Source organism: Kitasatospora sp. NEAU-69 (genome assembly GCF_057158765.1).
Genome location: NZ_JBWXUE010000001.1, coordinates 96006 through 107900, shown reverse-complemented (window position 1 = coordinate 107900; position 11895 = coordinate 96006). Strand labels below are relative to the sequence as shown.

At 71.1% G+C, this 11895-nt stretch carries 7 protein-coding genes; 4 read left to right on the top strand and 3 right to left on the bottom strand.

The window, feature by feature from the left end:
* Positions 1-91: 91 nt before the first annotated feature.
* Complete coding sequence (locus AC060L_RS00420; RefSeq protein ID WP_483796086.1) at positions 92-775, bottom strand: class I SAM-dependent methyltransferase; 684 nt, start codon at positions 773-775, stop codon at positions 92-94.
* Between the two features lie 333 nt (positions 776-1108).
* Here AC060L_RS00420 and AC060L_RS00415 point away from each other — a divergent pair, with 333 nt between their 5' ends.
* Positions 1109-2266, top strand: a complete 1158-nt coding sequence (locus AC060L_RS00415; RefSeq protein WP_483796085.1) for an ROK family protein — start codon at positions 1109-1111, stop codon at positions 2264-2266.
* 49 nt (positions 2267-2315) lie between these two features.
* Positions 2316-2750 carry a hypothetical protein gene (locus tag AC060L_RS00410; RefSeq protein ID WP_483796084.1) on the top strand — a complete coding sequence of 145 codons (435 nt, stop codon included), beginning with the start codon at positions 2316-2318 and terminating at the stop codon, positions 2748-2750.
* A gap of 78 nt (positions 2751-2828) precedes the next feature.
* Here AC060L_RS00410 and AC060L_RS00405 read toward each other — a convergent pair whose 3' ends face one another.
* Positions 2829-3626 (bottom strand): GntR family transcriptional regulator, encoded by a 798-nt coding sequence (locus tag AC060L_RS00405; RefSeq protein ID WP_483796083.1) that lies wholly within the window; start codon positions 3624-3626, stop codon positions 2829-2831.
* A 359-nt stretch (positions 3627-3985) separates the two neighbouring features.
* Between AC060L_RS00405 and AC060L_RS00400 the strand changes: the two genes are divergently transcribed.
* Together AC060L_RS00400 and AC060L_RS00395 are read left to right on the top strand one after the other, a co-directional pair.
* A complete protein-coding gene (locus AC060L_RS00400; protein WP_483796082.1) occupies positions 3986-4786 on the top strand; it encodes an exodeoxyribonuclease III in 801 nt (266 codons plus the stop codon).
* Between the two features lie 87 nt (positions 4787-4873).
* On the top strand, positions 4874-5200 hold the full coding sequence (locus AC060L_RS00395) for a hypothetical protein (protein WP_483796081.1): 327 nt from the start codon (positions 4874-4876) through the stop codon (positions 5198-5200).
* An 85-nt stretch (positions 5201-5285) separates the two neighbouring features.
* On the opposite strand, the gene AC060L_RS00390 is transcribed toward AC060L_RS00395, so the two are convergent.
* A complete protein-coding gene (locus AC060L_RS00390; protein WP_483796080.1) occupies positions 5286-11858 on the bottom strand; it encodes an RHS repeat-associated core domain-containing protein in 6573 nt (2190 codons plus the stop codon).
* Between the last annotated feature and the right edge of the window lie 37 nt (positions 11859-11895).

Here is an 11895-nt window from a genome sequence, read left to right as displayed (position 1 = left end):
GGCGGGCAGCCGGACCGATCGTCAGCCCGACGACGGCTGACGGCTGACGGCTGACGGCTGACGGCTGACAGATTCCGATATCTGTCAGCCGTCAGCGCGCGGCCAGGCACCAGACGGTGGTGCGCTTCACCGCGGTGTCCTCCAGGTCGGCGACCACCGGCACGTCGTACACCGCGAGTTCGGTGAAGCGCTCGCGGGGCAGGTACGCCCGGCCCGGGTCGCCCACCAGGACGAGCGCGCCGCGGGCGTGGGCGCGCTCCAGGAACGGCAGGAAGCGGGCCGCCATCGAGCGCTCGTAGAAGACGTCCCCGGCCAGCACCACCTCCGCCGGCCCGCCGTCGCCGTCCAGCAGGTCGGCGCACTCGGCGTCGATCGCAACGCCGTTCGCCGCGGCGTTGAGCCCGATCGCCGCCACCGCGTACGCGTCGATCTCGGCGGCCCGCACCGATCCCGCCCCGCGCAGTGCGGCCGCGACGCCGACCAGGCCGGAGCCGGCCGCCAGGTCGAGCACGGTCCGCCCGGCCACCACCTCCGGATGGTCCAGCACGTACCGGGCCACGCCCATCCCACCGGCCCAGGCGAAGGCCCAGAACGGCGGCGGCAGCCCGATCTCACCGCGATCGGACTCGGTCCGCTCCCACAGCTCGATCGCCTCCTGCGCCATGTGCAGGCGAATCTCGGGGATGAACGGAACCGCGCTCAGGCGGGTCTGGGAACGGACGAAGGCCGCGATCGGGCTGTCGACCTGGGGCTGAGTTGTCGAGGCGCCTGACATGGCGCACACCCTAGTCGACTCACCGGCCCGCGCTGACCAGCCGTCAACCCCTCCCGCTCCCGACCACCCTCCCGTACCGGCGTGCGAGGCCCGGCGAACGACCGACGGCCGGCCGGTGACCGCCGGTAGGTCAACGTTCGATACCAAACCGGTCATGAGCTGCACGAATGCTCGCGGCCCGGAGTACTCGCGGGTACGATCCGGCTGACGCCCTCCGGCGGGCGGCACCCCGCGTGGCGCTGCCGGACGGCCAGTCCTCGCGGGGCACCGGACGTCACCGCGCACTCGTCACCGCGCGCCAGTGCTGTCGCGCGCACGCGGAAAGGCAGCGTCTTGGCGGATCGGCTCACCGGAGGAGACTCCTCGCTGCTGCGTCGGATCAACGCCGCGGTCACCCTGCGCGCGCTGCGCGACGGGCAGTCGGTCACGCTGACCCAGCTGGTCGGGGACACCGGTCTGTCCCGGCCGACCGTGGAGGGCGTGATCGAGGGGCTGATCGAGTCCGGCCTGGTCGCCGAGGTCGAGCAGGTGCAGGAGAACGGCCGTCAGCGCGGTCGGCCGGCCCGCTGGTTCCGGTTCCGCGCCGAGGCCGGGCACATCCTCGGGATCGAGATCGGCGTGCACGGGATCCGGATCGTGCTCGCCGACCTGACCGGCCGCCGGCTCGCCAGCCACGACCGGCTCGTCGACGACTCGCTGGACGCCGAGGAGCGGCTCGGCGCCGTCCGCACCGCCGTCGCGGAGGTGCTGCGCAAGGCCGGCGTCTCCCGGGACAGCCTGTGGGCGGTCGGCGTCGGCAGCCCGGGGATCGTGGACAAGGACGGCACGATCAGACTCGGCACCGCGATGCCCGGCTGGACCGGTCTGGACCTCGGCGCCCGGCTGCGCCGCTCGTTCCGCTGCCCGGTACTGATCGAGAACGACGCCAACCTGGCCGCGATCGCCGAGCACTGGCAGGGCGCCGCGATCGGCATGGGCGACGTGGTCTTCGTGCTGGCCGGGCTGAGCCCGGGCGCCGGTTCGCTGATCAACGGACGGCTGCACCGCGGCTTCGGCGGCGCGGCCGGCGAGATCGGCGCGCTCCACCTGCTCGGCCAGCAGGCCACGCCGGAACGGCTGCTCTCCACCAGCGGCAAGCCGCTCGACCCGCTGGACGAGGCCGCGGTGGCCCGGGTGCTGACGCTGGCCCGCGAGGGCGACGAGGTGGCCCGGGTCGCGATGGACCGCTTCCTGCGCCGGCTGGTGCACGACGTCGCGGCGCTGGTGCTGGCGATCGACCCGCAGTTGGTGGTGGTCGGCGGCTGGGCGGCCGGACTGCACGACGTGCTGGAGCCACTGCGCGAGCAGCTCGCGCTGTACTGCCTGCGGGCTCCGGAGGTCGCGCTCTCCACCCTGGGCGAGGACGTGGTGGCGCTGGGCGCGCTGCGGCTCGCGCTGGACCAGGTCGAGGAGCAGCTGTTCGCCGTGGACCAGCCGGTCTCCCGCGGCTGAGGCTTAAAGAGCTGTCGGTGCCGGGCGGCCGGCCCGTATCGTGACCGCCATGATCACTGCGCGTACTGTCCCACTCGCCCGCCCGGTACACGGCGTGAAGGTGTTCTCCCGGCAGACGATCGGCGCCTGCGTGCCGAGCTACGGCAAGGTGGAGCTGGACTTCGAGCCGCTGCCCGCGGGCGCGCCGTCGTCCTGCGAGTTCGCCTGCGTCTCACAGCCGGAGGCGGAGCCGGCTTACGAGGCGGCGCTGGTGCGGGGCGTGCTGCGGGAGTTGGCGGCGCAGGACACCGATGATCCGGACGCCCGTCGCGGCGAGCCGGTGGCCGCCCGGGTCGTGGTGCGGGCGCTGGCCTGGCACTGGACCGACTCCTGCGACAACGTGTTCCTGCGCCTGGGCGCCCTCGCCGTCCGGGAGGCCGTGCGCTGCGCGGCCGAGGATCGCGAGCCGCAGGCGATCGAGACCCGGGTCAGGGTGTTCTTCTGACGGCGCCCGGGACGCCGGGTGGGTCCGGCCGGACCGCTCAAGGGTCGGCCGGACCCACCTGCCCCGCCTGATGCCGCGTCAGGCCGTACGGGTGGTGGCCTCGGCGGCGGCGACCGGGGTAACCTCCACCAGGCCGGTCTCGCCGAAGGTCAGCCGGCAGGTGTCGGCGCGGTAGGTGGCCACCGCGAGCGCGGCGAGCCGGCCGGCCGAGGCGTACTGGGTGGTGACCATCAGCACCGGCGTGCCCGGCGGGCGCCGCAGCAGGGCGGCCTCCTCGGCCTCGGCCACGCCGAGTTCCACCGCGCGCGACTCGCCGTCCACGGTGAGCCGCTCCAGTCGGCGCAGCACCGAGCGGGCCAGGTCCTCGCCCTCGGCCGGCACGGCCGCCGCGCCCGAGAGGCGGATCTCCGGCATCTGGCTCACGGCCCAGTCCGGCACGTGCAGCGACTCGGTGGCCACCGTCTGCCCCTGCGCGCGGCGGACCCGCCGCACGGTGTGCACCGTCTCGCCGGTCTCGATGCCGAGCGCCTGGGCGAGTTGCCTGCCGGCCGGGGCGGTGGTGCAGTCGATGGTCTGCCAGACCTGCTCCCGGCTGCCGCCGGGCCAGCCCTCCTCCCGCCGGCTGACCGGGACGCCCACCCGCGGTGCGGCGACCAGGGTGCCGATGCCGCGGCGGCGGACCAGTCGGCCCTCCAGCTCCAGCTGGTCGAGCGCCTGGCGCAGCGTCGCCCGGGCCACGCCGAAGCGGGCTGCCAGGTCACGCTCGTTCGGGATGACCTGGCCGATGGAGAACTCCGAGTCGATGGCACGCAGCAACACGGTGCGCAGGTGCCAGTACTTCGGCTCCGGTACCGCAGCGAGCTGGGCTGTCCCCACCGTGTCCTCCACCCTGGCCGGCTGTGGTCCGCTGGGAGGACCGCCGGCATTCTGGAAGGAGCGGGACGCCGTCGTCCGGACCGGCGGTTCTGCCAGGTCGGGGCGGCGGGCTTTATCCGTCCTTCTTTATTAAAGGTCTTTGCAGTAAGTGACCCTAGGCTCTCCGCCGGGAGATGGTCAAGACCAATGCCGAGCCTTGACGATGCCGTCGCAGACATTCATGCCGGGTTCACGATCCAGGTTTCACGACCCCCTCACGCCGCCGCGCCGCACCCGGCTTCGGCGGCCCCGACGACCCCGGCAGCCCCCACCAGCGCGGCAGCACCGGGGCCCGACAGCACCCGGGATAGGCTGCGCGGGTGACTGTGGTAACGACTGCGAATGTGAACGGAATCCGGGCCGCCGCCAAGAAGGGCTTCACCGAGTGGCTGGCCGCCACCGAGGCGGACGTCGTCTGCCTCCAGGAGGTACGCGCCGAGACCGGCCAACTCCCCCCAGAGCTGCGCGAGTTGTCCGGCTGGCACGCCTTCTGGGCGCCCGCGGCGGCGAAGGGCCGGGCCGGCGTCGCCATCCTCTCCCGGACCGAACCGCAGCGCAGCCAGATCGGCTTCGGGTCGGCAGAATTCGACAATTCGGGCAGATACCTGGAAATCGACCTGCCCGGCCTCACCGTCGCGAGCCTCTACCTCCCCTCCGGCGAGGTCGGCACCGAGCGCCAGGACGAGAAGGAACGCTTCATGGCGGAATTCCTCGTCCACCTCACCGACCTGCGCACCCGCGCCGCCGCCACCGGCCGCGAGGTCGTGGTCTGCGGCGACTGGAACATCGCCCACCAGGAGGCCGACCTCAAGAACTGGAAGGCCAACCAGAAGGCCGCCGGCTTCCTCCCCGAGGAACGCGCCTGGCTCACCCGCGTCCTCGACGAGGCCGGCTACGTGGACGTCGTCCGCCGCCTGCACCCCGACCAGACCGGCCCGTACACCTGGTGGTCCTACCGCGGCCGGGCGTTCGACAACGACTCGGGCTGGCGGATCGACTACCTGATGGCCAGTCAGAAGCTCGCGGCCACGTGCACCTCGGCCCACGTCGAACGCGCCGCCACCCACGCCGAGCGCTGGTCCGATCACGCACCCGTCACCGCGGTGTTCGATCTCGGGTAACCGGACGACAGCCCGCGGGCCATGGCGATGACTTTCCGAGCCCGACACGGTTGACGTCTACCCGGACCAGGGGCGCATGATTCCGGCATGAAGCTGAGTGGCGGGGCGAACGTTCCAGGACCTCTCGGCCGGGTGAACGCGACCTGGCCGTTGGCCTCGCTGTCGGTCGGGACCGGACTCGTCCGCCTGGAGGTCCGCCTGGTCAGCGCGATGGCTGGGCCGTTGGTGTGGGCGCCCGACCAGGTGGCCGAGGTTTTTCCGTGTCGTGGACTCCTGGGGACCGCCGGGGTGGGATTCCTGGTCGCCGACCGCACCTTCTACTTCTGGACCGGCAAGCGTTCCCGTGTACTGGAGGCCTGCCGAGAGCAGGGCTTCACCGTCTCCGAGGTGGTGCGACGGGTCAAGTACCGCTAAGCGGGTACGTCCCGCCCACCGGAAGGTGGACGGGACGTACCCGGGTCAGGCGCCACGCGGAGCAGTCGCTCCTACTGCGGCGGGTCTAAAGGTGGCAACCGAAGACCTTCGTGTAGCTCTTTCCGCCGTGGATCTCGGCCGGCAGGGGAATGGGAAGCGAGAGTTCGAGTCCCGTCCCGACATCGCCGTCCACGACGTGGACGTCGCGGTTCTGGCCGTCCTTCCCCCATGAGTAGTCGATCCCGCCGACCAACGCCTCGCCGACGCTGGCTCCGAAGGTGTTGAACGGGCCGGACAGGTCGTAGATCGTGTTGGCGTCGCTCACCTGGAGCCCCGCCACGGCCCCGATCGACGGAGTTCCGGCGCCGGCCGCCCCTGTGAGCGTCACGCCGACGTTGAAGTGACTGTCCGCCACCAGGCAGGCCTGGAAATGGACACCGGTGATGAACTGGACCCCGAAACCGCCGCAATGGCCAATGGTCCAGAGGCCGCTCGGGTCATCCGCGTTGAGCGGATCGTCGAGCGCGTACCCGTAAGCACTGCCGGTCCTCTGCACCAGCGGGTCAACGGTGACGAACTGGTAGGTCGCCGGATCGTAGTACCGGGCGCGGAGATAGATGAACCCGCTTTCGGAGTCGAGGTACTGACCGGTGTAGAGCAGCTGGGTGGTCGCGGATCCGGTGCTCGTGGCCACGGCACCGGTGGGGGTGTACGCGTAGCCGGCGACGAGGGCACCGGTGCTGTCGGTCAGCGCCCTCGTGGAGCCCTGGCGGTCGTGGAAGAACCACTGGGTTCCGCCGCCGCCGGTCTGCTCGACAGGCAGGTTCAACGGCCCGTAGAGGTAGCTGGTCGTTCCGTCGCTCAGCAGGTCGGGGACCGAGGCGGCGTCCCACACGAACGAGGTCGTGACGCCGCCCGTGGTCTTGGAGGCCCGCAGGCCCGCCCCGTCGTACCGGTAACTGGCGGACGTGCCACCGGCGTTCACCCCGGTGAGCTCCCCTGCCTGGTCATAGCCGTACACGGTGGAGGTCGCCCCGGTGGTGGCCCCGGTCCGGTCGCCCTGGCTGTCGTAGGTGTAGGTCGTCGCACTGCTCGGTGCGGCGGTGCACTGCGGGTTGCCCGGCGTGCTGACCGTCGTGCTCCAGCAGAGCTGGTGGGAGCTGTCGAACGACTGGGTGAGCGAACCGACCGCGGTCGGGTTGTCGGCCCCGTCATAGGCGAAGGCGGTGGCCGCCCCCGAAGTGGCCGACTTCAACTGCCCGAGTGCCGTGTACTGGTACGTCTGGTTGGATCCCGGGACGCCGGTCGGTGTCTCGGTGCCGAGCCGGCCCACGGCATCGTGTCCGTACACCAGGGTGGCCACGCTGCTCGTACCCTTCGTGAGTGCGTCCGACAACGGTAGGCCCGCGTCGTCGTACGTGGTGGTCGCCGTCAGCCCGTTGGGATAGGCGGTGGACGTCCAGCGGCTGTCGGCGTCGTACCCGAACGTGGCCGCGTTGGTGTTCCAGTCCGTGACCGAGGCCAGTCGGTTGTCCTTGTCGAACGACTGGGTGACCGTCTGGCCCGCACCACCCGGGTAGCTGATGCCGCTCCGGTTGCCGACCGGGTCGTAGGTGTAGCCGACGGTCGCACCGGCGCCGTTGACCTGCGAGGTCAGCTCGCCGAACACGTCGTAGCCGCGCTTGCTGGTGCCGGTGGCATCGGTCATGGTGACGGTGCGGCCGACGGCGTCGTAACCGGTGGTGGCGCCGGGGGTGGTGCCGTCGGAGTACGCCACCGAGGTCTGGTGGCCCGCCGGGTCATAGGTGTAGGTGGTGGTGCGGCCGGTCGGGTCGGTGGTGCTCTTCCGGTTGCCGATCGGGTCGAAGGCCGTGGTGGTGGTGCGGTTGCCGGGGTCCGTCCGGGTGGTCTGCCGCCCCTGGTTGTCGTAGCCGTACGTGGTGGTGGCGCCGGCGGCGTCGGTGGTCCCGGCGATGGTGCCGTCGGGGTTGTAGCCGGTGGTCAGCTGGGTCTGGTCGGCCCGGGTGGTCACCGTCTTCCGGTTGGCGGCGTCGTAGGTGTACGTCTCGGTGTGGCCGTTGGCATCGGTGTCCGAGATCTGGTTGCCGTTGGCGTCGTACGCCACGGAGGTGGTGTGCCCGAGCGGGTCGACGGTGCTGGTGCGGTTGCCGTAGGCGTCGTAGCCGAAGGTGGTGCAGCCCTTGGCCGGCGGGGTGCACCCGGGCGTGGTGCCGGCGGCGGTGCCGTCAGGGCTGACGGTCGAGGTGAGCAGGCCGCGCGCCGTGTCGTAGCCGTCCTTGGTGGTGTTGCCCAGTGGGTCGGTGGTGCTGGCGAGATCACCCGCGGTGTCGTACGACCTGGTGGTGGTGTTTCCGCGGGCATCCACGATACGGGTGACGTCGCCCGGGTGGGCGGGGTCGTCGTAGTAGGTGGCGCTGGTGCGCGGGGTGGCGGTTCCGTCGGCGGCCTGCTGGACGGTACCGGTCGGCAGGCCGGTGCCGGGGTCGTAGGTGTAGGTGGTGAGCAGGCCGCCGGCGTCGGTGGTGGAGATCAGGTTGTCGTTGGCGTCGTAGGCCTTGGCCGTGGTGAAGCCGCGCTGGTCGCTGGCCGAGATCTGGTTGCCGTGGTCGTCATAGGCGAAGGTCTGGACACCGCCGTTGGGGTCGGTGATGCCGGTGATGCCGAGGCTGATCGGGTCGTAGGAGTAGCTCCAGGTCCCCGCGTCCGGGGTGCCGTAGGCCTTGGTCTCGGTGGTCAGCAGGCCGTTCTGGTACGTGTCCAGCTTCTTGTGGCCGGCCGGGTCGGTGACCAGGGTCTGGCCGGCGACCAGGTTGTTGGTGGTGTCGGGGCCGTAGGTGAACTGCGTGGTGTTGCCGAGCTGGTCGGTCTGGGTCAGCACCCGCTCGCTGCCGTCGTAGGTCATCGAGACGACCGGCGCCGGCGTGGCGGTGCTGCCGAACTGGACCGGGCTGGTCATCGAGTTGAGCAGGTGCGTGGCCGTGTAGCCGTACTGCGCGTGGTCGTTGTCCTGGAGGGTGGGGGTGCGGGTGGTGCCCACGCCGTAGACGTCGGTCAGGTTGCCGTTCGCGTCGTAGCCGTAGCTGACCTGGCGGCCGGCGGTGTCGGTGAGCGCGGTGATGTGGCCGCCGGACCAGGTGAGCGTGTACGCCCGCCCGGCCGGGTCGGTGATGGTGGACAGGTTGCCGTTGCCGTCGTAGGCCAGCGTGGTCGCGTACGGCGGGGTCGCCTTGCTGCCCGCCAGGTCGCTCTCGGCGGTCAGGTGTCCGGTGGCGGCGTCGAAGGTGTAGATCTCCTTCGACTGGCGGGTGAAGGTGTAGTTCGTGCCGTTCTTCACCAGCGTCGCGTCGTACCGCGGCGCCGAAGGCGCGTACGTGCCGGAGGAGTTGACGAAGGTGACCTGGGAGCCGTCCTCCTGGTGCACGGTCACGTTCCCGGTCGTCGGGTCGGTGCTCGCGCTGAGGTTGTAGGAGTACGTCCAGCCCCAGCCGAACGGACCGTTGACGGCGAGCGAGCCGTTCGGGCCGCTCGGGTCGGCCAGCGCGGAGGCGTAGCTGCGGGTGAAGTTCAGCGCCATGCCGCGGCCGGGCGTGGTCAGGTCGGTGAACTGGTCACCGAAGTAACCGGTGCTGGTGTCGACCGGGTCGCCGGCGGTGCGCCGGGCGCAACCGCACTGGATGAAGGACGGGTTGCTGCCCTTCGGCGCGTCCTGCACGGTCGGCGGGCCGCCGATCGGCTGGCCGGGCGTGCCGCCCTGCGGGACGAACGCGACGGCGTCGTAGGCCACGTCGTACTTGCTGTAGTCGATGTTGCCGGAGCCGGACACGTCACTCTTGTTGGTGAGTTGGACGTTGCCGCCGTTCTGCATCGCGAAGGTGCCGATGGTGACCCACTGCTCGGAGCCCCAGTCCTGGTTCACCCGGATCTTCCACGGAGCCACCCCGCCACCGGGGTTGATCGTGTAGACCACGTTGGTCGCGGAGGCGCCGGTGGCCGGCAGGTGCAGTTTGATCTTGTAGTACTGCAGCGAGGGCAGGTTCGGCGTCCAGGTACCGGTGTTGATCTGGCTCGGGTCCGAGCCGTCGGCGGTGTGGTCGAACAGGATGTGGCCACCGAACCCGGAGCTGAGCTGGTGGGTGTCGATCGCGCCGAGCGGCGCGCCCGCGGCGTTCGTCCCGTAGCTGAAGGTGAACGTCCCGCCCTGGGTCCAGTTCGGGTTGGCGCAGCCGACCAGGTTCAGCGGTGGGTAGCTGTGCGACTCGGCGACGATGACCGGCGCGCCGTTGGACGTGGTGGGCACCTTGGAGCTGTCGAGGTTGCAGGTCGCCGGGTGCGGGTCGCTCTGGGTGGGTTCGATCGAGCCTGCGGCCTTGGTGTAGTCGCTGGTGGCGCAGGTGGTGGCGCAGTCGGGAATCCACGTGGTCGGGGTGTGCCAGAAGCACTCGCGGTCCGCGAGGGTGCAGTAGCTGATGTTGGGGTTGGCCTGGTTGATGTAGGTCGGGTCGCACTTGCTGTCAGCCGAGCAGAAGGTGCTGACCGCCGGGATCTGCAGCCAGGTCTTGCCGCCGTGATAGGTGGGCTTGGCGAAAGCCGGGGAGAAGGCGGTCCCGGTGGAGCGCAGGATCGGGCTGCCCATCCAGCCCATGATCCGCTCCTCGTACGGCCAGCTGCCCGGGTGGCGGGCGTCGTCGTACGTGGTGCTCAGGTACGGCGCGCGGTTCGGCGGGTAGTCCGGGTTCTCCGGGTTGTTGCCCCAGCCCAGGCCCCAGGTGCCGTCCGGGCCCGTACAGGTGGGGCTCGGTGTGCAGTTGGTGGTGTTGCCGTGGGCCGCGTCCGGCTGGATGCCGGAGTTGTAGGCCCAGGCGGCCAGGTACCAGTTCTCCAGGTAGCGCGGGTCACCGCCGTTGACCAGGATGCCCATGTCGTAGAGCTTGTTCCAGGTGTTCTCCAGGTTCTGCAGGCCGGCCGCGAGGTTCTCCTGGTAGTCGACGGCGATCTTCCACTGGCCGTGGACCGAGAAGGTGCCGTCGCCCGCCGACATGCCCGCGGTGAGCTGGCCGAGACCGTAGCCGCAGTCGGCCTTGGAGTAGTCGAGCTGGGTCACGGTGCCGCCGGCGCCGTAGTAGTCGCCGATCAGCGGGTCGCTGGCTATGCCGGGCACCGCGTGCCAGGACGCCTGGCTGAAGTTGCTCTCCTGGGAGACGATCGCCTCGTAGACCGAGCGCGGCACCGAGTCCCAGGTGTCACCAGCCGGATGCTTGAGCGGGATCCGGGGGAAGTCGCCGTTGGGCGCGTAGGCGACCAGGCCCAGGTTCGCGAAGTTCGCCGGGCGGGTGTACTGCGATCCGGTCAGCAGCCCCTGCTCGGCCATCTGCACCGCCCACTCGACCTGCGCGGCTGAGGGCTGCATCACCTGGCGGGTCTCGTCGAGACGAGGGACGGCGCACTTCGGCACCGTGGTGTTCGGGCCGGTCGCCTGCGGTGCCGCCAGACCCTGCGGAACCTGGGCCGCGGACGACGGCGCGGGCTGCGGAGCCTGGGCGAACGGCGCCGCCACCGGGCTGCCGGGCACCGGCCCCGGGACCACGGTCGCCGCGGAGGGCGAGTTGGTGGCCGCGCTGCGGTTGAGCGGTGCGCCGTCGGCGGTCGTGGCGATCGGCGGGGCGGCCGGATCGGCCTGCTGATCCGTCGAGCCGAGCAGGGCGCCGCCGTCCAGGGAAGCGCCGCTCGCGGCGGTCGACAGGCCCTTGTCCGGGACACCGAGCATTCCCGATCCCGCATCCAGCTTCGCCGTCCCCAGGACGACGGGCTTGCCGCCGCGCCCCTGGAGCAGCTGGACGGTGGTCTTGGGGCCTGAGCCGACCTCGGTGACCTTGCCGGACCGCTCGGTCAGCACGGTGGCCTTGTCGCCCTGGACGGTCACGAAGCCGACCCTCCCGTCGGCCATCGGCCGCAGGTCGAAAGCGGAGCCGGTGACGGTCGCGAGCTTGACCGGCTTGCCGATCGAGGTGCCGGTCTCCGGAATCCGGACGAGGTTCCCCCCGACGACGCCGACCGGGCCGTCCGCGGTGGGCACCACCGAGGTGACCTGGGCCGCCACCGTGGTGGTGTGCTGGATCGTCCCCGAGGCCAGATCCGTCGTGAGGACCTGGGTGCTCTGCTCGCCGGCCCCAGGACTGACCGTGAAGGAGGCGGTGTCACCAGTGCCGCAGCCCGGCGAGAAGTACCGCAGCGATACACCGGCGGCCACCGGCTTCACCACACCACTGCGCAGGTCCACCGAGTACGCGAAGGCACCGTGGTCGCGCGCCTCGGCCACGTCGACCGCCGAGTTCGGCAGGACGGTCACGGCAGCGAAGTTCCCGTCACCCGAGGTGCACTGGTACCCCGTCCACGAGTCGTCGTCGATCCCGGCGGGCCGCAGCAGGGCGATCTCGTGCCAGTTGTAGCCGGACCCGCCCTTGGCCACTGCCAAGTGGTAACCGCTGGAGTCACCCCAGCCGTTCAGCAGCACGTCGTCCGCCGGGCCGAGCGGCTTGGTCGACGGCGCCGCCCCCTTCGGCGGCGCGGTCGGCTTCGGGGCGGCGAAGGCGGGCGTGGTGTTCATGCCCAGGGTCAGGGAGAGGGAGAGCGCCAGCACCCCGGGTATTCCCAAGGTACGCCAACGACACAGTGTC